Raw genomic sequence first — 22,808 nt, 5'->3', positions numbered from 1 at the left:
CATCGTGATGCGGAACCTGCTTGCCTCAAACCACCCGGGATGGGGAATCATGGGGGCATGTCCGAGAACCACGACCCCATCCGCCTGCTCGCCATCCGCGACACCCCGCTCTCGCTGGACGAGGTGTACGAGGCGGTCGGCGACGACGCGGCCGGCGGGACGACCGTCTTCGTCGGGACGGTCCGCGACCACGACGGCGGCAAGTCGGTCACCGCGCTGGAATACAGCTGCCACCCCACCGCCGAGCAGGAGATGCGCCGGATCGCGGAGAAGGTCGTCGCCGACTTCCCGGTGCGGGCGCTGGCCGCGGTGCACCGGGTCGGCCGGCTGGAGATCACCGACAAGGCGGTGATCGTCGCGGTGTCCTGCGCCCACCGGGGCGAGGCCTTCGCGGCCGCCCGGCGGCTGATCGACGACCTCAAGCACGAGGTGCCGATCTGGAAGCACCAGGTCTTCACCGACGGCGAGGAGGAGTGGGTCGGCGCCGGCAGCTGCTGACCCGGGGGCCCTGTGGATCGGACCGGATCGGACCGGGCTGGGCCGGGTCGGGCCGGACCTGAAAGAGCCGATTGACTGCGGAGAGTCGCCGCCTGTGCACGGAATGCGACGAGCATGCCGGGTGGGCCGGGCTCTCACTCGAACGGGTCCGGGTCAGTGGGCCGAATACTCCCTGGCAGTGAGCCGATCGGCCGTCCCGTTACCCGGACGGCGCCGCCCGCGTTGTCCGCCGGAGTGGTTAATCTGCTCGTAGACACGACGAGCTGGGAGTACTGATATGGGTGCGCTCGCCTGGTTGATCATTCCGGTCATCGCCGTCCTGCTCGCCGCCCTGTGGGCGGGCTGGGCCCAGCGTGCCCCGAGGGCCACGGGGGACCCGGCCTCGCTCGCCGAGCACCGGCGCTTCATGGCCGCGATGGAACGCACCACCGCCGGGAGCGCCGCCTCCGAGGACGGTTCCGGCCGGTAGCCCGGAGGGCGCCCGCTCATCCGCGTCCCGTACTGTCGAGGCATGCCACGCCGCTCCGCGACGATGCTCGCTTCCACCCTGCTGCTCATAGCGCTGCTCTGCGTCTCGGTGCTGATGAAGGTGCCGTACACGGAGATGAGCCCGGGGCCGACGTACAACACGCTCGGCAACCAGGGGGGCAAGTCGGTGATCACCATCACCGGGCGCGACTCGTACCCGACCACCGGGCACCTCAACATGACCACCGTCCAGGTCACCGGGGCCAAGTACGAGCCCAGCCTGGTCAACGCGGTGGTCGGGTGGCTGCGCGACGACGTGATGGTCGTGCCGCACGACAACGTCTACCCGAAGGGGCAGACGGACGCCGACGCCAAGAAGCAGAACGCCGAGGAGTTCGCCTCCTCCGAGGACAGCGCCCGCACCGCCGCGCTCAACCAGCTGGGCATCCCGGTCGGCACCGAGCTGATCATCAAGTCGGTCACCGCGGGGGCCCCGGCGGAGGGCCGGCTGCACGCGGGCGACCAGATCGTGGCCGTCGACGGCACGCAGGTCAGCACGGCCGAGCAGGTGGTGGCCGCGGTCACCAAGCACAAGCCGGGCGAGTCGGTGGTCTTCACCGTGGTCCCGCGGGTCAAGGACGCGACCGGCAACGGCGGGGCCACCCCGGGGGACCGGACCGACGTCACCGTCCCCACCGTGCGGGCCAAGGACCTCGACCCGAAGGCCCCGGCCGAGCGGGCGGAACTCGCGGTGGTCGGCATCGGCACCGCGATCCGGCACACCTACCCGTTCCAGATCGACATCGGCCTCCAGGACGTCGGCGGGCCGAGCGCCGGGCTGATGTTCTCGCTCGGCATCATCGACAAGCTCACCCCCGGCGGCGACCTCACCGGCGGCAAGTTCGTGGCGGGCACCGGCACCATCGACGACGACGGCAAGGTCGGCCCGATCGGCGGGATATCGATGAAGCTGATCGCCGCCCGGGACGCCGGCGCCGAGTACTTCTTCACCCCGTCCTCGAACTGCGCCGAGGCGACCAAGAACGTCCCGTCCGGGCTGAACCTGATCAAGACGGACACGCTGGACGGCGCGCTGAAGTCGCTGGAGCAGATCCGCTCCGGGCAGACCTCGGCGCTGCCGTCCTGCGCCGTGAAGTAGTGCCGTGAAGTGACGCCGTGACGTGGTGCGGTGAACCTGGAGGGGTGCCGCCGGGGCGGCCGGGGGCTAGGAGAAGGTCGCCAGCAGCGCCGCGGTCAGGCCGGGCACCAGGTCCGGGCCGGTCAGCACCTCGCGGGCGACGTCCTTGGAGCGCAGCCGCAGCGCGATCTCCTTCTTGCCGTTGCGCAGCACGGCGGCGGTGATCCGCACCTCCTCGCGCTTGGGGTGGTTGGCCACCCACTCGGCGAGCTGGGCGTCGCTGGCGTTGCGCGGGCGGGTCTGCTCGGAGCCCGGCGGCAGCATCAGGCGCTCGACGACCAGGGCGCAGCCGACCACCGCGTCGGGCCAGGCGATGGTGCCGAGGAACTTGTCCAGCTCCATGCCGGCCGGCAGCTCGTCCTGCTCGACCGGGGTGAGGCCGGCCGTGTCGTCGTCGCCGAGGCCGAGCTGGGCGGCGATCTTCGGGTCGGCCTTGCGCAGGGCGGAGCTGTCCACCAGGGCGAACAGCCGGGCCGGGAGGTCCCAGCCGAGCGTGGCGGCGTACTCGTCGATCTCCAGCGCGGCCCGGGTGAGCGGGGTGGCGGCGGGGAGCTTGGAGACGTCGTCGGGGGAGCCGGGGGAGTTGAGTGCATTGGACGCGTCGGACATGCCTCAATCCTCACACGCCGGGCGGGGGCCCGGGCGCCGGGCGCCGCGAGCGCGCCGGGGAACGGCCGGGACGGGGAACGTCGTCGTAACCGTCTGCTAACGGTGGGAACTCGGCCAAAGCCTGGTTAAGTTTCCCTGAAGACCGACTGACTCCAGTGACTCCAGACGACACAGCTGAGGTGCCACCGTGGTATTCCAGATGCCGGAACGCTCAGGGCCGGGTTTCCGGCGCAGGGTAGGGCCGCCCTCCCGGCGGGCGCGGGTGGCCCTGCTGACCCTGGGCGTGCTCGCGGTGCTGTTCCTGCTGTTCGTCATGTTCGCCGGGTTCTGGACGGACTGGCTGTGGTTCAGGTCCGTCCGTTACTCCTCGGTGTTCACCACGCAGCTGTGGACGAAGATCGGCCTGTTCGCGGTGTTCGGCCTGCTGATGGCGGTGATCGTCGGCTTCAACGTCTGGCTGGCGCACCGGCTGCGGCCGCCGCTGTCGGCGATGTCGGTCGAGCAGCAGAGCCTGGACCGCTACCGGTCGGGCCTGGCGCCGTTCAAGCGCTGGGCGCTGATCGGGGTCTCGCTGGTGATCGGCCTGGTGGCGGGCGCCGCGGCGTCCGGCCAGTGGCGGACCTGGCTGATGTGGACGAACGCGACGCCGTTCGGCGAGAAGGACGCCCAGTTCGGCATGGACGTCTCGTTCTACGCCTTCGACCTGCCGTTCTACGAGTTCGTGCTGGGCTTCGCGTTCAGCGCGGTGATCGTCTCGCTGCTGACCTCGGCGCTGGTGCACTACCTGTACGGGGGGCTGCGGCTGCAGGGCCCGGGCCGTCGGGCGAGCGCGGGCGCGCAGGGGCACCTGGCGGTGCTGCTGGGCGTGTTCGTGCTGCTGAAGGCGGTGGCGTACTGGCTGGACCGGTACGCGCTGGCGGTGAAGACCGGCTCCTACAAGGGGGTCTCCGGCTGGACCGGCCTGCGCTACGTGGACGCCAACGCGTTCCTGCCGGCCAAGACGATCCTGTTCTTCGTGGCGATCATCTGCGCGCTGCTGTTCTTCCTGACCCCGGTGCGCCGCACCTGGGCGCCGGCCCTGATCGGGCTGGGGCTGATGGTGCTGTCGGCGGTGCTGATCGGCGGGCTGTACCCGGCGATCGTGCAGCAGTTCCAGGTCAAGCCGAACGAGCAGGCCAAGGAAACGCCGTACATCCAGAAGAACATCGACGCGACGCGGCAGGCGTACGGGATCGCGGACGCGCAGACCACCCAGTACAGCCCGCAGGGGTCGACGACGGCCGAGGCGCTCAAGCCGGACGCGCAGACCATCTCCGACATCCGGCTGCTGGACCCGAACGTCGTCTCGCCGACCTTCCAGTCGATCGAGCAGCAGCGCAACTACTACGCCTTCCCGAACACCCTGGACGTGGACCGCTACGGCTCCGGCACGGACAAGCAGGACACCGTGATCGGCCTGCGCGAGCTGGACCTCAACGGCGTGCAGCGCAACTGGATCAACGACCACTTCAAGTACACCCACGGCTACGGCGCGGTCGTCGCCAAGGGCAACCAGGTCAGCGACAAGGGCGAGCCGGTGTTCACCGAGTCCGGCCTGCCGGCCACCGGCGCGCTGGGCGACTACCAGCAGCGGATCTACTACGGCGAGAAGACGACGTCGTACTCGATCGTCGGCGGCTCGAACAAGGAGATCGACTACACCACCAAGACCGGCGAGAACAAGGAGTACACCTACACCGGCAACAGCGGTGTCTCGCTGGACAACCCGATCACCCGGGCCGCGTACGCGGTGCGCTTCGCCGAGCCGCAGATCCTGTACGCGGGGGCGATCACCGACGGCGCGAAGGTGATCTACAACCGGACGCCGAAGGAGCGGGTGGAGAAGGTCGCCCCGTGGCTGTCGATCGACGCCGACGCGTACCCGGTGGTGCAGGACGGCCGGGTGGTCTGGGTGCTGGACGGCTACACCACCTCGGACGGCTACCCGTTCTCGTCGAAGACGACGCTGGGCACCGCGACCAAGGACTCGCTGACCAACCAGCGCGGTGAGCTGCTGACCGTCGCCAACCAGGTCAACTACATCCGCAACTCGGTCAAGGCCACGGTGGACGCCTACACCGGCGAGGTGAAGCTCTACCAGTGGGACGAGCAGGACCCGGTGCTGAAGACCTGGATGAAGGCCTTCCCCGGCACCGTCGAGCCGAAGGCGGACATCCCGGGCACGCTGCTGCCGCACCTGCGCTACCCGCAGGACATGTTCAAGGTGCAGCGCGACCTGCTCGGCCAGTACCACGTGACCGACGCCAACTCCTTCTTCAACGGCAGCGACATCTGGCAGATCCCGGTCGACCCGACCAGCGACACCAAGCAGGTCCAGCCGCCGTACTACGTGACGGTGCGGATGCCGGACCCGCAGGTCACCTCGGCGAGCTTCTCGCTGACCACGACCTTCGTGCCCAACGGCCGCCCGAACCTGGCCGCGTTCATGGCCGTCAACGCCGATCCGGGGCCGGACTACGGGAAGATCCGCATCCTGAAGATCTCGGGGGACAACAGCGCCCCCGGCCCGGGCCTCGTGCAGTCGACGTTCAACTCCCGGCAGGAGGTGGCCTCGCAGATCTTCGCGCTGAAGAGCGGCGGTGACACCGAGCTGGAGTACGGGAACCTGCTGACCCTGCCGGTCGGCGGCGGGCTGCTCAACGTCGAGCCGGTGTACGTGCGCGGACGCGGCGCCAAGTACCCGACGCTGCAGAAGGTGCTGGCGGTGTACGGGAACGACAACGTGGCGTTCGAGAACACCCTGGAGGACGCGCTGAAGAAGGTGTTCGCCGGGGCGGCCCCGGGGACCACGCCGACCGCGCCGTCCACGCCGAACAACCCGGGGACGCCCACCAACCCGGGGACGTCGACCGGTCCGGGGACGGCGACGCCGGGCGGGACGATCTCGCCGGAGCTGCAGAAGGCGCTCGGGGACGCGGAGAAGGCGTACAACGACAGCCAGACCGCGTTCAAGAACGGCGACTGGGTGGCCTACGGCAACGCCCAGAAGGCGCTGGGCGACGCGCTGAAGGCGGCCGAGGCGGCCCGCGGCGGGAGCCCGGCGCAGGCCCCGACGCCGGGTGCGACCCCGGGCGCGACGCCGACCGGATCGCCGTCCGGGCAGCCGTAGTCGTAGCCGTGGCCATAGCCGTGGCCCGCTGAGCTGCGGCGACCGATTCCTGTTCCACCCCGCACCCGTGCTATGGTTCAACTACCGACGCGGGGTGGAGCAGCTCGGTAGCTCGCTGGGCTCATAACCCAGAGGTCGCAGGTTCAAATCCTGTCCCCGCTACTCAGTGGCCAGAGGCCCGGAGGATTCTTCCTCCGGGCCTCTGGCGTTTTTCCCCCGAAGCGGTGGGAACCGCTCCGGTACCATCAACCGTCGCCAACGACGACGGCACGGGGTTTGTGGGGCCCGAGTGTCGGGAAATCGACAAAGCGCCGAAGCAATTTCGTCGGCTTCGGGTCGGCCCCGCCCGAATTCGGCCGGGGCAGGTGTACGCGGGTTGCGGGTGGTGCGACGATGGGACACATGGGGGACGGTGCGCGGCTGCTGACCGGCCGTCGGTTCCGGCGCCTCCCCTGGGGGTCCCCCCGGCCGCGGGCCGGGGCACGATGCCGCGACACTCTGGGGGAGCGGGAGTCGGCATGAGGCTGATCGGCAAGTACGGGTCAGGCACCAAGTCCGCGGCGGCCACCGAGGCGGACACCGACGCCTGGGCGGAGAGCTCCGAGAGCCGCCCCGGAGCCCTGCCCGCCCAGCGCACCAGCGGCCTGTCCGAGCGCCCCCCGGTCGCCGGCTACGGCCCCGACAGCCTGGTCCGCGTGCCCACCCGTCAGTTCGCCGACGCCGTCCGCCCGTACGGGTCCGACGGCGCCGCCGAGGGCCCGAACGCCGCCGCACTCGACCCGGCCGGCCTGGACACCACCAGCTTCGAGACCGCGCTGGCCGCCCGCGAGAGCGCCGCGCTGGAGGCCCGCCACCGGCAGGCCGCCGACGACGGCGACCCGGACGCCGCCAGCCGGCTCGGCACCCTGCTGCTGCGCCGCGGCGACCTGGAGGACGCCGAGCCCTACCTGCGCGCCGCCGCGGCCGCCGGGACGCGCGCCGCCGCCAACAACCTCGGCGTGCTGCTGCACCAGCAGGGCCACCGTGCCGAGGCCGCCCAGTGGTGGCGCCAGGCCGCGGTGGCCGGCAGCGCCCCCGCCGCGCACGCGCTCGGGCTCCAACTGCGCGACCAGGGCGAGGAGGAGGCCGCCGAGTACTGGCTGCACTTCGCCGCCGACCACGGCCACCCGCTCGGCGCCTACGCGCTGGGCGACCTGATGGAGCACCGGCGCGACGTGCGCGCCGAGCGCTGGTTCAAGGTCTCGGCCGACGCCGGGCACCGGGAGGCCGCCTACCGGCTGGCCCGGATGCGCGAGGCCGCCGGGGACAAGGAGATCGCCGAGGCCTGGTACCGCACCGCCGCCGCCCGCGGCCACGCCCGCGCCGCGCTGCGCCTGGGCGTGCTGCTGGAGGAGCGCGCCGCCACCGACCAGCCGCTGCTGGAGGAGGCCGCCCGCTGGTACCGGCAGTCCGCGCAGAACGGCGAGCCGCGGGCCGCCTGCGCGCTGGGCTTCCTGCTGCGCGACTCCGGGGACCTGGCCGCCGCCGCCGAGTGGTGGCGGGAGGCCGCCGAGGCCGGCGACGGCAACGCCGCCAACGCGCTGGGCGCCCTGCACGCCGGCCGCGGCGAGTCCAAGGAGGCCGAGCACTGGTACCGCACCGCCCTGGACGCGGGCGACCAGAACGGCGCCTTCAACCTCGGCCTGCTCTGCGTCGCCACCGGCCGCGACCAGCAGGCCGAGCAGTGGTACCGCCGGGCCGCGTACGCCGGGCACCGGGAGGCCTGCAACGCGCTGGCCGTGGTGCTGTTGCAGCGCGGCGAGGAGACCGGCGCCGAGCCCTGGTTCTCCAAGGCGGCCGAGGCCGGCAGCGTGGACGGCGCGTTCAACCTGGGCGTGCTGCACGCCGGGCGCGGCGAGCAGCGGCAGGCCCAGGAGTGGTACGCGCGGGCCGCCGCCGAGGGCCACGGCGAGGCCGCGCTGCAACTGGCCGTCGCCCAGGAGCAGCGGGGCAACCTGGCCGGCGCGCTGGAGCGCTACCGGCAGGCGGCGTCCGGCGGGTCGGCGGAGGGCGCGTTCCGGCTGGCCTCGGTGCTGGACCGGCGCGGTGACGCGGACACCGAGGCCGAGCACTGGTACGCGCTGGCGGCCGATGCCGGGCACCGGCGGGCGCAGGTGCGGATGGGGGTGCGGGCGGCCGAGCGCGGTGCGCTGGAGATCGCCGAGAGCTGGTACCGGCGGGCGGCCGAGGCCGGCAGCCGCAGCGCCGCCTTCAACCTGGGGCTGCTGCTGGCCCGGCAGGACCGCGAGGCGCAGGCGATGCTCTGGTACACCCGGGCTGCCGATGCCGGGCACGGGCGGGCGGCGCTGCGCCTGGCACTGCTGGCGCTGCGCCGGGGGGAGCCGGTGCAGGCGGAGAACTGGTGCCGCCGGGCGGCCGACTACGGGCCGGCCGAGGTGGCGGAGCGGGCCGGGCGCCTGCTGGGCGCGCTGCACGCGGAGCTGAGCGCGTAGGGCGTGTCGGGAGGTTCCCGCCGGGCCGGGCGGGGCCGCGTCACGGCGTGCCCGTGCAGTCCGGACAGAGTCCGCGGTAGGTGACCTCGGCGGTGGTGACGGTGAAGCCGAAGCGTTCGCCGGCCGGGAGGGCGGCGAGCGGGTCGCCGTGCGGGTGGACGTCGCGGATGGCGCCGCAGCCGGAGCAGACCAGGTGCTGGTGGGCGCGGTGGGCGTTGGGGTCGTAGCGCTTGGCGCGCCCGTTGGTGGCGACCTCCAGGACCTCGCCGAGGCCGACCAGTTCGCCGAGGGTGTTGTAGACGGTCGCGCGGCTGATCTCGGGCAGGCGGGCGACGGCGCGGGCGTGCACCTCGTCCGCGGTGAGGTGCACGTGGTCGCCGTCGAGGACCTCGGCCACGACCCGGCGCTGTGAGGTCAGCCGCCAGCCGCGTCCGCGAAGTCGTTCCAGCAGGTCGCTCATGGGAACAGGGTAAGTCACGCTCTGAGATTGGTTCCAGTGTTGACTTGGACAAAGTCCAAGTTAGGATCGAGTCGTCACGACCGGATAACGCGGAGGCCCTCTTATGACGACCCAGGACGAGCTGCGCCCCACCCTCACCACGGAGGCGGGTGCCCCCGTCGCCGACAACCAGAACACCGAGACCGCGGGCCCCGGCGGCCCGGCGCTCATCCAGGACCAGCAGCTCTTCGAGAAGCTCGCGCACTTCAACCGCGAGCGGATCCCGGAGCGCGTGGTGCACGCCCGCGGCGCGGCGGCCTACGGCACCTTCACGGTGACCGCCGACCTGACGCCCTACACCCGGGCCTCGTTCCTGTCCGAGGTCGGCAAGCAGACCGAGGTCTTCCTGCGGTTCTCCACCGTGGCCGGCAACCTCGGCTCGGCCGACGCGGTGCGCGACCCGCGCGGCTTCGCGCTGAAGTTCTACACCGAGGAGGGCAACTACGACCTCGTCGGCAACAACACCCCGGTGTTCTTCATCAAGGACGCCGTGAAGTTCCCCGACTTCATCCACACCCAAAAGCGCGACCCGTACACCGGCTCCCAGGAGGCGGACAACGTCTGGGACTTCTGGGGCCTGTCGCCCGAGGCCACCCACCAGGTGACCTGGCTGTTCGGCGACCGCGGCATCCCGGCCAGCTACCGCCACCTCAACGGCTACGGCTCGCACACCTTCCAGTGGCAGAACGAGGCCGGCGAGCACTTCTGGGTCAAGTACCACTTCAAGACCGACCAGGGCATCAGGAACCTCACCCAGGACGAGGCCAACCGGCTGGCCGGCGAGGACCCGGACAGCCACCAGCGCGACCTGCGCGAGTCGATCGAGCGCGGCGAGTTCCCCAGCTGGACCGTACAGGTCCAGATCATGCCGGCGGCCGACGCGGCGAACTACCGCTTCAACCCCTTCGACCTCACCAAGGTCTGGCCGCACGCCGACTACCCGCCGGTCGAGATCGGGCGGCTGGAGCTCAACCGCAACCCCGACAACGTCTTCGCCGAGGTCGAGCAGTCGATCTTCTCCCCGTCGCACTTCGTGCCCGGCATCGGCCCGTCCCCCGACAAGATGCTGCAGGGCCGCCTGTTCGCGTACGCGGACGCCCACCGCTACCGCGTCGGCATCAACGCCGACCACCTGCCGGTGAACCGCCCGCACGCCACCGAGGCGCGCACCAACAGCCGCGACGGCCACCTGTACGACGGCCGCCACGGCCGCCAGAAGAACTACGAGCCGAACAGCTTCGGCGGCCCGGTGCAGACCGGCCGCCCGCTGTGGGCCGCCACCGCGGTCACCGGCGCCACCGGCAACCACGAGGCGCCCTCGCATGCCGAGGACGACGACTTCGTGCAGGCCGGCAACCTGTACCGGCTGTTCTCGGAGGACGAGAAGCAGCGGCTGATCGCCAACCTGGCCGGCTTCATCGCCAAGGTCTCCGCCGACCGCGAGGACATCGTCGAGCGGGCGGTCGACAACTTCCGCAAGGCCGACGCCGACTACGGGCAGCGGCTGGAGGCGGCCGTCCGGGAGCTGCGCAAGCAGTAACCGGGACGCGCCCCGATGAGCGGCGGGCCCGGTCGACCGGAGGACTGGTCGACCGGGCCCGCACCATGTTCGGTCGGAGAGGACCTAGACGCTCAGGCGGCGCAGGGTCTCCTCGTGGAGGATGCCGTTGCTGGCGACGGCGTCGGCGCCGCCGGGGCCGGGCACGCCGTCCAGACCGGTGAAGCGGCCGCCGGCCTCCTCGACGATGACGCAGTTGGCGGCCATGTCCCAGAGCGACAGCTCGGGCTCGGCGGCGATGTCGACCGCGCCCTCGGCCACCATCATGTAGGACCAGAAGTCGCCGTAGGCGCGGGTGCGCCAGCAGGCGCGGGTGAGGTCCAGGAAGGGGTCGAGGCGGCCGCGCTCCTCCCAGCCGGAGAGCGAGGAGTAGGAGAACGAGGCGTCCTCGATCCGGGAGACGCCGGAGACGTGGATCCGGGAGGCCTTGGTGAGGCTGCGGCCGGCGTAGGCGCCGAGGTCCTTGGCCGCCCACCAGCGGCGCTGCAGCGCGGGGGCGGAGACGATGCCGACCACCGGGCGCTCGACGCCGTCCGGGCCGTCCTCCAGCAGGGCGATCAGGGTGGCCCAGACCGGGACGCCGCGGATGTAGTTCTTGGTGCCGTCGATCGGGTCGATCACCCAGCGGCGCGGGCCGGAGCCCTGGAGGCCGAACTCCTCGCCGAGCACCGCGTCGCGCGGGCGGGCGCGCTGCAGCACGCTGCGGACGAGTTCCTCGGCGGCCTTGTCGGCGTCGCTCACGGGGGTGAGGTCGGGCTTGGTCTCGACCTTCAGGTCGAGGGCGCGGAAGCGCTCCAGGGTGACCGAGTCGGCCGAGTCGGCGAGGACGTGGGCGAGTCGGAGATCGTCGTGGTAATCGGCCATGCCCGAAACCCTAGCGATCCCGCCCGGATCGGGACAGCCGGGCTCGCGGACCGGGACGGGCCGCCGGAGGCGGTGGGGCGGGCGACAGGGCCGGGCCGGCGGCGGTCAGTGCGCCGAGCCGCTGAGCTGGAGGCCGATCACGCCGGCGATCACCAGGGAGATCGACACCAGCTTCAGCACCGAGGTGGTCTCGTCCAGGAAGACCATGCCGTAGATGGCGGTGCCGGCCGCGCCGATGCCGGTCCACACCGCGTAGGCGGGGCCGACCGGCAGGCTCTTCAGGGACAGCGTGAGCAGGCCGAAGCTGCCCAGGGCGAACACGCAGAAGCTGATGGTGGGCCAGAGCTTGGTGAAGCCCTCGCTGAGCTTGAGGTTGATCGCGAAGCCGGTCTCCAGCAGGCCGGCCAGGACCACCAAGGCCCATGCCATCGCGTGCCCTCCCTGTCGATCGACGGGTCGGACCGCGCTGTGGCCCGACCTTCCTATGATCGCCAGGCCGGCGCGGTCCGACACCTCGAACGGTCGGGAAACCCCATGGGACGGTAAAACCGCCGCCGGGATCAGTCGCCCTCGCGGGCCTCCTTGCTGGCCAGCAGACGGCGCAGCGAGTAGAGCCGGGCGCCCTCGGCGTGGCCGCCGGCGACCCAGGCGTCCAGCGCGCAGTCCGGCTCGTCGTGGCTGCAGGCGCGCGGGCAGTCGACGGTGCCGGGTTCCAGGTCGGGGAAGGCGTGGATGACCCGGGACGGGTCGATGTGCGAGAGGCCGAAGGAGCGGAAGCCCGGGGTGTCGATCACCCAGCCCGGGTCCAGCGCCTTCTTGGAGCCCGGCTTGGCGCCGGGCGGCGGGGGCAGCCGCAGCGCCAGGGCGGACACGGTGGTGTGCCGGCCGCGCCCGGTGACCGCGTTGACCCGGCCGGTCTGCCGCTGGTGGTCCGGGACGAGGGCGTTGACCAGGGTGGTCTTGCCGACGCCGGAGTGGCCGATGAACACCGTGGAGAGGCCGCGCAGGTGCGCGCGGACGGCCTCGGCGCCGGCCGTCTCCAGTTCGTCCCGACGGGTGACCACGTAGTCGATGCCGAGCGGCGCGTACGACTCCAGCAGCGGCCCGGCCGGGGCGAGGTCGGCCTTGGTGAGCACCAGCAGCGGCTCCATGCCCGCGTCGTACGCGGCCACCAGGCAGCGGTCGATCAGCCGGGGCCGGGGCTCCGGGTCGGCCAGCGCCGTGACGATGGCCAGCTGCTGGGCGTTGGCGACGACGATCCGCTCGTACGGGTCGTCGTCGTCCGCGGTGCGCCGCAGCACCGAGCTGCGCTCCTCGACCCGGACGATCCGGGCGAGCGTGTCGGTGTCCCCGGAGAGGTCGCCGACGATGTTGACCACGTCGCCCACGACGACGCCCTTGCGGCCCAGCTCGCGGGCCTTCATGGCGACGATCTCGCGTTCCTGCTTGGTGCCCGGGTCGATCAGGCAGGTCAGCCGGCCGCGGTCGACGGTCAGCACCATCGCCTCGGCGGCGTCCTCGTGTTTGGGCCGGATCCGGGTCCGCGGCCGGGAGCCCCGGCGGGCGGGGCGGTTGCGGATGTCGTCCTCGTCGGCGTCCTTGCCGTAGCGGCGCATGTGCTCAGTCTCCGCTCAGGCGTCCGCCACCGCTTCGCCGAGCAGTTCCGCCCACATCTTCGGGAAGTCCGGCAGGGTCTTGGCGGTGGTGGCCACGTTCTCCACCTCGACGCCGGGCACGGCGAGGCCGACCACGGCGGCGGCGGTGGCCAGGCGGTGGTCCTCGTAGGTGTGGAAGACGCCGCCGTGCAGCGGGCGGGGGCGGATCCGCAGGCCGTCCTCGGTCTCGGTGACGTCGCCGCCGAGGTCGTTGATCTCCTTGGCGAGCGCGGCGAGCCGGTCGGTCTCGTGCAGCCGCAGGTGGGCGATGCCGTACAGGTGGGACTCGGAGTCGGCCAGCGCGGCGACGGCGGCGATCACCGGGGTGAGCTCGCCGACGTCGTGCAGGTCCGCCTCGATGCCGTGGATCCGGCCGGTGCCGGTGAACTGCAGGCCCTCGTCGGTGAACTCGCAGGCGCCGCCCATCCGGGTGTAGATCTCGCGCAGCTGGTCGCCGGGCTGGCTGGTGTGCTTGGGCCAGTCGCGCACGGTGACCCGGCCGCCGGTGACCAGGGCGGCGGCGAAGAACGGCGCGGCGTTGGAGAGGTCCGGCTCGACGACCAGGTCGCGGCCGATCAGGGCGCCGGGGGTGACCCGCCAGACGTCCTTCTCGCCGCCGTCCTCGGGGGCGTCGACCTGGACGCCGGCCAGGCGCAGCATCTCGACGGTCATCCGGATGTGCGGCAGCGACGGCACCGGGCCGCCGACGTGCCGGACCTCGACGCCCTGGTTGTAGCGGGCGCCGGAGAGCAGCAGGGCGGAGACGAACTGGGAGGAGGAGGAGGCGTCGAGCTCGACCGGGCCGCCGTCGAGCGCGCCGGTGCCGTACACGGTCAGCGGGAAGGCGCCGCGGCCGCCGTCGTCGAGCCGGGCGCCGAGCGCGCGCAGGGCGTTGATCACGCCGTGCTGGGGGCGCTCGTAGCTGCGCGGGTCGCCGTCGAAGTGCACCGGGCCGTCGGCGAGGACGGCGAGCGGGGGCAGGAAGCGCATCACGGTGCCGGCGTTGCCGACGTCGATCGAGGCGGGGCCGCGCAGCGCGGGGGTCGGGATGACCCGCCAGGCCTCGCCGCCACCGGTGCCGCCGGAGTCGTTGTTGACCTTCTCCTCGATGCCGACGCCGAGGGCGCGCAGGCCGTCGGCCATCAGCTGGGAGTCGCGGCTGCGCAGCGGTCGGCGCACCCAGCCGGGCTCGTCGGCGAGCGCCGCCAGCACCAGGGCTCGGTTGGTGACCGACTTGGAGCCGGGGATGGTGACGGTGGCGTCAACGGGGGTGGTCGCGACGGGGGCGGGCCACAGGGTCTCGGTCATGGGGCCAAGTTTAGGGGCCGTACCGGAACGGCCCCTGCGCCAACCGCATGGCGGGACGGGGGAGGCCCGGTGCAGGGGTTGTGGCAGCCGGCCCGGTCCGCGGGGGCGGCCCGGTGCGGGGCCCGGAGCAGCCGGTTCGCGCCGGGGGCGGGGTTCAGTGCAGGGGCTGGAGCAGCCAGCTCGCGCTCAGGGCGAGGCAGGCGAGGGCGGTGAGCAGGAAGACGGTGATCCAGGCGAAGCCGGGGATGTGGGTGAGGCGGGCCAGTTGGTCGGCGTCGGAGTCGCGGGCCCAGCCGATGCGGCGCTGGTGCTGGAGTTCGAGGACCGGGCGGACGGCGCCGAACAGCAGGAACCAGCAGCCGAGGTAGGCGAAGCCGGCCTGGACCTCGGCGCTGCCGAACCAGGAGACCAGGAAGAAGGCGCCGCCGGCGACCAGCACGGTGAACAGGCCGAAGGCGTTGCGGATGCGCACCAGGAGGGCGAGCAGCAGGACGACGGCCAGCCAGAGCAGCAGGGTGATCCGGCCGGTGGAGAGCAGGGCGGCGCAGCCGAGGCCGAGCAGGGCGGGGGCGGTGTAGCCGGCGGCGGCGGTGAGGATCATGCCGGGGCCGGTGGGGCGGCCGTAGGAGAGGGTGAGGCCGGAGGTGTCGGAGTGCAGCCGGATGCCGGCGAGCCGGCGGCCGGTGACGAGGGCGATCAGGCCGTGGCCGCCTTCGTGGGCGATGGTCACGGCGTTGCGGGTGACGTGCCAGAGCGGGCGGGCGAGGACGGCGAGCAGGGCGGCGCCGGCGGTGGCCAGCACCAGCCAGCCGGGCGGCGCGGGCTGGGTGCCGGTGACCTGGTTCCACAGTTCGCCGAGGTTCTGGTCGGTGGGTTGTGCGCTCATCGTCTCGTCTCCGCCTCCGTCCGCTGCGTTGGGCCGTTCGGGGCAGCCTCCCATGCGGGGACGGGCGGGCGGGAGCGGACGGTTCTCCTGGCGGGATGAAGAAGTGGTGAGCGGGGCCGGCATGGCAAGCTGGCCCGCATGTGCGGTCGCTTCGCAGCCAGTGGCAAGCCCGAGGACATCGTCGAGCTGTTCGGCGTCGAGCAGTGGGATCCGGCGGAGACGCTGGCCCCCAACTGGAACGTCGCCCCGACCACCAGCGCCTTCGTGGTGCTGGAGCGGGTGCCGAAGGGCCGGGCGCGGCCGGTGCGCCAGCTGAGGGTGCTGCGCTGGGGTCTGGTGCCGCAGTGGTCGCGGTCGGCCGAGACGGCGGTGAAGATGATCAACGCCCGTTCGGACACGGTGCACGAGAAGCCCTCGTACCGGCAGGCGTTCGTCTCGCGCCGGTGCATCCTGCCGGTGGACGGCTACTACGAGTGGCAGACGGTGCCGGGGGAGCGCGGCAAGGCGCGCAAGAAGCCGTTCTTCGTCTCCCGGGCGGACGGCACCCCGCTGGCGCTGGCCGGGCTGTACGAGTTCTGGCGCGACCGGACGGTGCCGGCCGACCATCCGGCGGCCTGGCTGGTGACCTTCACCATCGTCACCACCGACGCCGAGGAGCCGCTGGCGCCGATCCACGAGCGGATGCCGCTGTTCCTCGACCCGGGCTCCTACGACGAGTGGCTGGACCCGGGGCTGGACGATCCGGACGAGCTGCGCCGGCTGCTGATACCGCCGCCGCCCGGCGCGCTGCTGGCCACCCCGGTCTCGCCGGCGGTCGGCAGCATCCGCAACAACGGGCCGGAGCTCAAGGAGCCGTGGGCCGAGCCGGAGTACGAGACCACCCTGTTCTGACGTCTGATGTATTGAGTCCTGACGATCGAGTCCTGACAGCTGAGGGAGCCTGAGCCGGTTGGAGCGACCGACGATGACCACCGAACTCGTCCCCACCGAGGTGGGGGACGCCCGGATCAGCTACCACCGGGCCGGTGCGCCGAAGGCGCTGCTGGCGCTCGGTCACGGCGCGGGCGGCGGGATCGAGGCCCGGGACCTGGCGGCGCTGGCCGCGGCGCTGCCGGCGCGCGGGATCACCGTGGCGCTGGTGGAGCAGCCCTGGCGGGTGGCGGGCAAGCGGCTCGCCCCGGCGCCGCGCACGCTGGACCGCGGCTGGACCCCGGTCGCCGGGCGGCTGGCCGGCCAGGGGCTGCCGCTGGTGGTCGGCGGGCGCAGCGCCGGGGCGCGGGTGGCCTGCCGGACCGGGGCGGCGAGCGGGGCGGTGGGGGTGGTGGCGCTGGCGTTCCCGCTGCACCCGCCGGGCCGGCCGGAGAAGAGCCGGGCGCAGGAGCTGCTGGAGTCGGGGACGGCGACGCTGGTGGTGCAGGGTACGGCGGATCCGTTCGGCGGGCCGCAGGAGTTCCCGGAGCTGCCGCCCGGGCACGAGCTGGTGGCGGTGCCGTACGGCGGGCACGGTTTCGACGTGCCCAAGCGGGCGCCGGTGGGGCAGGACGAGGTGCTGGAGGCGATCTGCCGGGCGGTCGGGGACTGGGTGCTGCGGGTCGTCTGAGGCGGCGGGGGCGGCCGTGAGCGGGGGGTTTCCACTCGATCACCCGTACGAGCGATTTCGGGGCGGGCGCGGGAATGCGGGCGGGGCCGGGGTGGTTGGCACTCTCGTCAGCACGATTCCCGGTTGAGAGGCAGGGCAGATGGGTTCGATCGCGTGCCCCGAGCGGTCAGAGCAGCGCGAGGCCGCCGCGGCGTTCGGCCCCGCCTGGTCCGACTGGATTGTCGCGGGCGAGAAGCCCGTCAGCCCGATATCCTCCATTTCGGGGCGGCCCGCCGTGGGTCGTGCCCGCCATGCCGAGGAGGTGGGTCCGGTCGTCGGGACCGAGCACGAGGCCGAGCCGGGCCGGGGCCCGGATGAGGGCCGGCCCGCGGGCGAGGCGCTCACCGGTGAGGAGCTGGCCGAGGCGATCGGTGAGGACACCTTCCGGGTGTCGGCACAGGAGAGCGAGGAGGCCCGGCGGGAGCGCTTCGAGCGCGACGCCCTGGGCTTCCTGGATCCGATGTACTCGGCGGCGCTGCGCATGACGCGCAACCCCGCGGACGCGGAGGACCTGCTCCAGGAGGCGTTCGCCAAGGCGTACGCGTCCTTCCACCAGTTCCGTGAGGGCACGAACCTCAAGGCCTGGCTGTACCGCATCCTCACCAACACGTTCATCAACTCGTACCGCAAGAAGCAGCGCGAGCCCCAGCGCACGGCGGCGGAGGAGATCGAGGACTGGCAGCTGGCCCGCGCCGAGTCGCACATGTCGACCGGTCTGCGCTCGGCCGAGACCCAGGCGCTCGACCACCTCCCCGACAGTGACGTGAAGGACGCGCTCCAGGCCATTCCGGAGGAATTCCGGATCGCCGTGTACCTCGCGGACGTAGAAGGCTTTGCGTACAAGGAGATCGCGGACATCATGGGTACTCCCATCGGTACGGTGATGTCCCGGCTGCACCGCGGCCGCCGTCAGCTGCGCGGCATGCTGGAGGATTACGCCCGTGAGCGCGGGCTCGTCCCGGCCGGCAGCGGGGCAGGGCAGGAAGCGAAGGGCTCGGGCTCATGAGCTGCGGCGATCCGCACGACACGGAGTGTGGCGAGGTCCTCGACCACCTCTACGAATTCCTCGACAACGAGATGGCCGAGGGCGACTGCGCCAAGCTGCGGGTGCACTTCGAGGAGTGCTCGCCCTGCCTGAAGCAGTACGGGCTGGAGCAGGCGATCAAGGCGCTGATCAAGCGCTCCTGCGGCTGCGACGACACCCCGGCCGACCTGCGCAGCAAGGTGTTGGCCAGGATCGACTCGATCCGGGCGGGGCAGCGTTCGGGCGAGCAGGTGGTGGTCGCCGTCGACACCACGGTCGAGTTGCACGTCGAGACGGACCGGCCGGCGCCGGGCGTCGGCGAGGCCCCGGAGGACCCGGCGGTCCGGCCCGGTGCCACCGTCGAGGCGGGCGCCCCGGCGGAGTAGCCGGGCGGCCGTTCAACGGCCGGGCGGAGCAAGCGGACGGGCCTGCCGGCGAGGGCGGGCCGAGTGGTCCGGACACGGAGTCAGACGGCCCCGGGAGCGTGCGCTCCCGGGGCCGCTCCCTTTGTGCTTGCATGCGCCCCTCACTCGTTCGAGTGAGTTGGCGGTGCGCCAGCAGCGTCGTCGCGCCATCATGCGTCCCTACGCCCGGGTGGCGGCCTATCCTCCTGACGGACGCTCACCGCCGGTCCGCCCGGCGAGCTGAGGCAACGCGGGCCCGGACGTCGGGGAGGTCGAGATCGCTATCGACGGCGAAGACGCGGCCCTGCCGGAGGGGGCGCTGCGCTACCTGGTGGCCGTCCCGGTGGCGGCGCTGTGCTGCCTGCTGCCGCTGCTGCCGGCCGGTGTGCCGCCCGGGGTCCCGCGCTGGCTCGGCGCCCCGGTGGACTGGCCCAAGGTCGGGCTGCTGGCCTTCCTGCACGGCTGCTGGGAGTCGCTGGCCCAGGGCCTGCCGACGCCCTGCCTGCGACTGGTCCGCCGACTGCTGCGCCGCCCGCCGCCGCCCGAGCGGGCGCCCTCCCGCCCCGGGGTCAACGCCTTCTTCCCGGTGCTGTTCGCCGGCGTGCTGATGCTGCCGCCGGCCGCCGCCGCGCTGGTCGCGGTGCCCGCCGCGGTGCTCGGCGGCCCGGGCGGGACCGACTGCCGTACCCGCCGGCTGTGGAACGGCTCCCAGCTCGCGCTGTGCGCCTTCGCCTCCGCGGCCGCCTTCCACCTGCTGCACGGGCCGCAACTGCTGCTCGGCTCCCGCTTCCCGGCCGCGCTGCTGCCCGGCTTCGCCGCCGTCGTCACGTTCTGCCTGGTCAACGGGGTGCTGGTGGGCGCGATGCTGATGCTCGCGGAGGACCGCCGGCCCGTCGTGCTGCTGCGCGGGGCGGTCGCGGTGTGCGGGCTGCCGGTGCTGGTGCACGCGGCCGGCGGGCTGATGGTGGCCGTGCTCTGGCAGGGCCCGTACGGGGCGTTCGCTGCCCTGCTGGCGCTGCTGCCGCTGTCGATCTCGGCCTGGGTGTTCGCCCAGGGCCAGCGCGAGCGGGACGCCCACCAGGCCACCGTGCAGTCGCTGGTGCAGGCCGTGGAGATCAAGGACTCGTACACCCGCGGGCACAGCGAACGGGTCGGCCGGGCCTCGGTGCTGATCGCCGGTCAGCTCGGCATGGAGGCCGAGCGGCTGCGCACCCTGCGCTTCGCGGGGATCCTGCACGACGTCGGCAAGCTGGGCGTGGCCACCGAGTTGCTGCGCAGAAACGGTCCCCTCAGCGAGGCGGAGCGGCGGGCCGTCGAGGTCCACCCCGTGTACGGGTACGAGCTGGTGCGCGGGATCGCCTTCCTCGGCGAGGCGCACGCCGGGATCCTGCACCACCACGAGCGGATGGACGGCCGGGGCTACCCGAGCGGGCTGGTCGGCGAGCAGATCCCCGAGTTCGCCCGGATCATCTCGGTCGCCGACGCCTTCGACTCGATGACCTCCACCCGCTCCTACCGGCGCGGCCGCCCGGTCGCCGAGGCGGTGGCGGAACTGGAGCGCTGCTCGGGCAGCCAGTTCGACCCGGTGATGGTCCGGGCGCTGATCGACGCGCTGGCCGGGTACGACTGGCAGCCGGTGCTGCCGCCGCCCGGGGACGGCATCCGGGCCGTCCCCGACATTCCGCTCGGGGTGCCCGAGCCGGCCCGGGCGGCGCCGGGCCGGGTGCCCGCGCAGGGCGGGAGCGTCCCCACGGCCGGGCAGCCGTGACAGCGGCCGGCCGGGAGGCCCGCGTGGTGCACGCGGTGGCGGCCGCGCTGCTGGTGTTCGCGGTGGGCGCGGTCGCGCTGCGCGGGGTGGCCGGGGCGCGGGTCGCGCTGGCGTTCACGGCGCTGATCGCGCTCGGCGAGTGCGTCCGGATCACCCTTCCGGGCGACCGCGAGCAGGCGCCGATCGGCGCGGCCGGCGCGCTGGCGTACGCCCTGCTCGGGCCGCTGCGCGGGGTGCCCACCGCGCCCGGGATGCTCCAGGTCGTCGCGGTGACCGGCGTCGGCCTGCTGCTGGCCTGGCTGCCCGGCCTCGTGCTGCCCCGGCTCAGGGCGTGCCGCCCGGGCCGGGGCCGGCCGGGCCCGGTCCAGCGGGCCCGCCCCGGCCGCCCGCACCGGCGCCCGCCCTGGGCCGACCCGGCCCGGCGGGACAGCGCCGCCCGCCGGCTGCTCGGGGTCGGCTTCGCCGCCGCCGTCTTTCAGCCGCTCTACAACGGCGGACTGGTCGACCGCTTCTCGCCCGAGGGCCCGGCGTACGGGGTGTTCCTGACCGCCGTCGCCGCGCTGGCCGCGCTCTGCGACGCGACCCTGGCGGCGCTGTTGCGCCGGTCGGCGGCGGGCCTGGAGGGCGGGCTGCGGTTCCCGGCGGCGCTGGAGGACGAGCTGCGCTCGCTGTTCGGGATCGGCTCGGCGATCGTCGCCACCGGGATGCTGGTCAGCCTGGCGGCCGGCGAGGTCGGGCTGTGGGCGCTGCCGCTGTTCTGCACCCCGCTGCTGCTCGCCCAGGTGTCCTTCCGGCGGGCCGCGGCCGTGCGGGCCACCACCGGGCAGACCATCGCCAGCCTGGCCCGGGCCACCGAGGTGGCCGGCTACACCCCGCACGGGCACGCCCGCCGGGTCGCGGACACGGCGTGCGCGCTGGGGCGCGAGCTGGGGCTGGGCACCCGGGAACTCGCCCTGCTGGAGTACGCGGCGCTGATGCACGACGTGGGCCAGCTGTCGCTGGTCGAGCCGGTGCCGGACGGCGCGACCGCGCTGCTGCCCTGCGCCGAGCAGCAGCGGATCGCCCGGCTGGGCAGCGAGGTGATCCGCCGCACCGGGGTGCCCCGGCAGGTCGCCGAGCAGGTCGCCCGGCTGGCCGATCCGGTGCTCGGCACGGCCGGCGGGGACGGCGCGGTGCCGCTGGCGGCCCGGATCATCCGGGTGGCCAACGCCCACGACGACCTGCTGACGGCGGCCCGCGGCCGCGGGGTCGGCGAGGCGGCGGGCCGGCTGGAGGCGCTGGAGGTGCTGCGGCTGGGGCGCGGCCGGCTGTACGACGCCCGGGTGGTGGACGCGCTGGCCCGGGTGGGCGGCTAGAACCTGTCCTGCGGGTCGGGCCCGGGCTCGGGCGCGGGCCCGAGTCCGGCGGCTGACCCGGGCTCCGGCGGAGCGCCGCGGACCGGCGGGCCTCGGTCGGGGTTGAGGCGGGGCGGCCGGGCGGGCAGGCTGGGTAGGGGCGGCCCCAACCTCGGCGGTGGGGAGCGCGGGCGGGGGCGGGCGTGGTTGGATGCGGTCGTAGCGTGGAACACCGACCCGGGGCACCGTGCCCCGGACCCCCGCGGAAGTGGATCCGGACGCGGCGGTACGGGACTTGAGCGGACGACGACGGCAGGGACGAACGTGAGGATCTTCCACCGGGCACGGCACCGGCCGTCCGCCACCTGGCGGCAGACGACCGACCGGGCCTTCACGCTGATCGGCGACGGCCGCTACGAGGACGCCGGCGCGCTGCTGGTGATGGCCGCCGACCTGGAGCCCTGGCTGTCCGACTCCTGGTTCAACCTCGCCCTGCTGCACAAGTTCCGCCGGGACTGGGAGCAGGCCCGCTCCGCCGGGCTGCGGGCCGTCGCCCTGCTGGACCGCGAGCACGGCGCCCCCGACTGGTGGAACCTCGGCATCACCGCGACCGCCCTGCAGGACTGGCCGCTGGCCCGCCGCGCCTGGCAGGCGTACGGGCTGAAGCTGCCCGGCGGCCCGGGCGGGCAGCAGGACGGCCCGGTCAGCCTGGACCTCGGCACCACCCCGGTGCGGCTCTCCCCGGACGGCGAGTCCGAGGTGGTGTGGGGCCGCCGGCTGGACCCGGCCCGGATCGAGGTGCTGTCCATCCCGCTGCCGTCCTCCGGCCGCCGCTGGGGCGAGGTGGTGCTGCACGACGGCGCCCCGCACGGCGAGCGGGTCACCGACGGGGTCGCCTACCCGGTGTTCGACGAGATCGAGCTGTGGGCGCCGTCCCCGGTGCCGACCTACGTGGTGCTGCTCCAGGCCGCCACGGCGGCGGACCGGGACGTGCTGGAGCGGGTGGTCGCGGACGCCGGCTACGCGGCGGAGGACTGGACGTCCTCGGTGCGGCTGCTCTGCCGGGCCTGCTCGGAGAGCCGGATGGCCACGGACGACGGGAACACCGCCCACCACGACCCGCACGACGACGGCGACGCCGCGCACCCCGGGCACCTCAGCCACCTCAGCCAGGGCGGGGAGGCCGGAATGTCCTGGCTGGTGGAGCGCGAGTGCGGGATCGCCGCGCCCGCGCTGCTGGTCCGCTCGCTGCTGGACCGCTGGGCCGCGGCCTCGCCCGGCACGCGGGCGTACCGCGATCTGGAAGAAGTCTGTTGAGCGCGCCGCTTACCCTTGAGCGGTGTACCCGGCGAGAGCCGAATACCTGGACCATTCTCGGAAGCGGAAGCGGATAAGCAGCGATGGCGGAGCAGCAGGACCACCAGCACGACCACGA

The 22,808-nt window shown here is 73.4% G+C and carries 20 protein-coding genes and 1 tRNA gene; 14 read left to right on the top strand and 7 right to left on the bottom strand.

Annotated elements, in window-relative coordinates; genetic code table 11:
- The first annotated feature begins 57 nt into the window (after positions 1-57).
- The 3 genes from ACFVTF_RS35410 to ACFVTF_RS35400 all read left to right on the top strand — a co-directional run bounded on the left by ACFVTF_RS35410 (position 58) and on the right by ACFVTF_RS35400 (position 2,125).
- Positions 58-498: a molybdenum cofactor biosynthesis protein MoaE gene (locus tag ACFVTF_RS35410; protein ID WP_350879704.1), complete on the top strand. Its 441-nt coding sequence runs from the start codon at positions 58-60 to the stop codon at positions 496-498.
- 277 nt (positions 499-775) lie between these two features.
- A complete protein-coding gene (locus ACFVTF_RS35405; RefSeq protein WP_350879703.1) occupies positions 776-967 on the top strand; it encodes a hypothetical protein in 192 nt (63 codons plus the stop codon).
- 42 nt (positions 968-1,009) lie between these two features.
- Positions 1,010-2,125, top strand: coding sequence for a PDZ domain-containing protein (locus ACFVTF_RS35400; RefSeq protein WP_387818103.1), 1,116 nt, complete (start codon positions 1,010-1,012; stop codon positions 2,123-2,125).
- Between the two features lie 66 nt (positions 2,126-2,191).
- On the opposite strand, the gene ACFVTF_RS35395 is transcribed toward ACFVTF_RS35400, so the two are convergent.
- Positions 2,192-2,773 (bottom strand): PPA1309 family protein, encoded by a 582-nt coding sequence (locus ACFVTF_RS35395; RefSeq protein ID WP_387818102.1) that lies wholly within the window; start codon positions 2,771-2,773, stop codon positions 2,192-2,194.
- A gap of 199 nt (positions 2,774-2,972) precedes the next feature.
- On the opposite strand from ACFVTF_RS35395, the gene ACFVTF_RS35390 reads away from it, so the two are divergent.
- The 3 genes from ACFVTF_RS35390 (at position 2,973) to ACFVTF_RS35380 (ending at position 8,434) form a co-directional block, all read left to right on the top strand.
- Positions 2,973-5,942, top strand: coding sequence for a UPF0182 family protein (locus ACFVTF_RS35390; RefSeq protein WP_371517207.1), 2,970 nt, complete (start codon positions 2,973-2,975; stop codon positions 5,940-5,942).
- Positions 5,943-6,030: 88 nt separating this feature from the next.
- Positions 6,031-6,104, top strand: a tRNA-Met gene (locus tag ACFVTF_RS35385).
- A 356-nt stretch (positions 6,105-6,460) separates the two neighbouring features.
- Complete coding sequence (locus ACFVTF_RS35380; protein ID WP_387818101.1) at positions 6,461-8,434, top strand: tetratricopeptide repeat protein; 1,974 nt, start codon at positions 6,461-6,463, stop codon at positions 8,432-8,434.
- 40 nt (positions 8,435-8,474) lie between these two features.
- Here the strand turns inward: ACFVTF_RS35380 and ACFVTF_RS35375 are convergent, their stop codons facing one another.
- Positions 8,475-8,894 (bottom strand): Fur family transcriptional regulator, encoded by a 420-nt coding sequence (locus ACFVTF_RS35375; RefSeq protein ID WP_063347892.1) that lies wholly within the window; start codon positions 8,892-8,894, stop codon positions 8,475-8,477.
- 103 nt (positions 8,895-8,997) lie between these two features.
- Between ACFVTF_RS35375 and ACFVTF_RS35370 the strand changes: the two genes are divergently transcribed.
- Positions 8,998-10,473, top strand: coding sequence for a catalase (locus ACFVTF_RS35370; RefSeq protein ID WP_363586983.1), 1,476 nt, complete (start codon positions 8,998-9,000; stop codon positions 10,471-10,473).
- Positions 10,474-10,557: 84 nt separating this feature from the next.
- On the opposite strand, the gene hisN is transcribed toward ACFVTF_RS35370, so the two are convergent.
- The 5 genes from hisN to ACFVTF_RS35345 form a co-directional block, all read right to left on the bottom strand.
- Positions 10,558-11,355, bottom strand: coding sequence for a histidinol-phosphatase (gene hisN, locus ACFVTF_RS35365; protein ID WP_063347890.1), 798 nt, complete (start codon positions 11,353-11,355; stop codon positions 10,558-10,560).
- A gap of 105 nt (positions 11,356-11,460) precedes the next feature.
- Complete coding sequence (locus ACFVTF_RS35360; RefSeq protein ID WP_063347889.1) at positions 11,461-11,784, bottom strand: multidrug efflux SMR transporter; 324 nt, start codon at positions 11,782-11,784, stop codon at positions 11,461-11,463.
- A 131-nt stretch (positions 11,785-11,915) separates the two neighbouring features.
- Positions 11,916-12,971 carry a ribosome small subunit-dependent GTPase A gene (rsgA, locus tag ACFVTF_RS35355; protein ID WP_363619364.1) on the bottom strand — a complete coding sequence of 352 codons (1,056 nt, stop codon included), beginning with the start codon at positions 12,969-12,971 and terminating at the stop codon, positions 11,916-11,918.
- A gap of 15 nt (positions 12,972-12,986) precedes the next feature.
- On the bottom strand, positions 12,987-14,318 hold the full coding sequence (gene aroA / locus ACFVTF_RS35350) for a 3-phosphoshikimate 1-carboxyvinyltransferase (protein ID WP_387818100.1): 1,332 nt from the start codon (positions 14,316-14,318) through the stop codon (positions 12,987-12,989).
- 154 nt (positions 14,319-14,472) lie between these two features.
- Positions 14,473-15,204: a M50 family metallopeptidase gene (locus ACFVTF_RS35345; RefSeq protein WP_371517203.1), complete on the bottom strand. Its 732-nt coding sequence runs from the start codon at positions 15,202-15,204 to the stop codon at positions 14,473-14,475.
- Between the two features lie 138 nt (positions 15,205-15,342).
- Between ACFVTF_RS35345 and ACFVTF_RS35340 the strand changes: the two genes are divergently transcribed.
- From ACFVTF_RS35340 to ACFVTF_RS35310, 7 genes are all read left to right on the top strand, one after another.
- Entirely contained in the window at positions 15,343-16,095 is a 753-nt protein-coding gene (locus ACFVTF_RS35340; RefSeq protein ID WP_387818099.1) for an SOS response-associated peptidase, read from the top strand.
- Positions 16,096-16,168: 73 nt separating this feature from the next.
- Positions 16,169-16,804, top strand: coding sequence for an alpha/beta family hydrolase (locus ACFVTF_RS35335; RefSeq protein WP_387818098.1), 636 nt, complete (start codon positions 16,169-16,171; stop codon positions 16,802-16,804).
- A 301-nt stretch (positions 16,805-17,105) separates the two neighbouring features.
- Entirely contained in the window at positions 17,106-17,849 is a 744-nt protein-coding gene (locus ACFVTF_RS35330; protein ID WP_387818108.1) for a sigma-70 family RNA polymerase sigma factor, read from the top strand.
- Complete coding sequence (gene rsrA, locus ACFVTF_RS35325; RefSeq protein WP_371517200.1) at positions 17,846-18,253, top strand: mycothiol system anti-sigma-R factor; 408 nt, start codon at positions 17,846-17,848, stop codon at positions 18,251-18,253. Before ACFVTF_RS35330 ends, rsrA begins: the two co-directional genes overlap by 4 nt.
- Before the next feature lie 349 nt (positions 18,254-18,602).
- Positions 18,603-20,039 (top strand): HD-GYP domain-containing protein, encoded by a 1,437-nt coding sequence (locus ACFVTF_RS35320; RefSeq protein WP_387818097.1) that lies wholly within the window; start codon positions 18,603-18,605, stop codon positions 20,037-20,039.
- Between the two features lie 23 nt (positions 20,040-20,062).
- Positions 20,063-21,394 carry an HD-GYP domain-containing protein gene (locus ACFVTF_RS35315; protein WP_387818096.1) on the top strand — a complete coding sequence of 444 codons (1,332 nt, stop codon included), beginning with the start codon at positions 20,063-20,065 and terminating at the stop codon, positions 21,392-21,394.
- A gap of 303 nt (positions 21,395-21,697) precedes the next feature.
- A complete protein-coding gene (locus tag ACFVTF_RS35310) occupies positions 21,698-22,690 on the top strand; it encodes a tetratricopeptide repeat protein (protein ID WP_387818095.1) in 993 nt (330 codons plus the stop codon).
- Positions 22,691-22,808: the final 118 nt, after the last annotated feature.

Origin of the sequence: Kitasatospora sp. NPDC057940, assembly GCF_042887425.1 — a bacterium.
Taxonomy (GTDB): Bacteria; Actinomycetota; Actinomycetes; order Streptomycetales; family Streptomycetaceae; genus Kitasatospora.
This window is presented reverse-complemented; position numbering and strand designations above follow the sequence as displayed.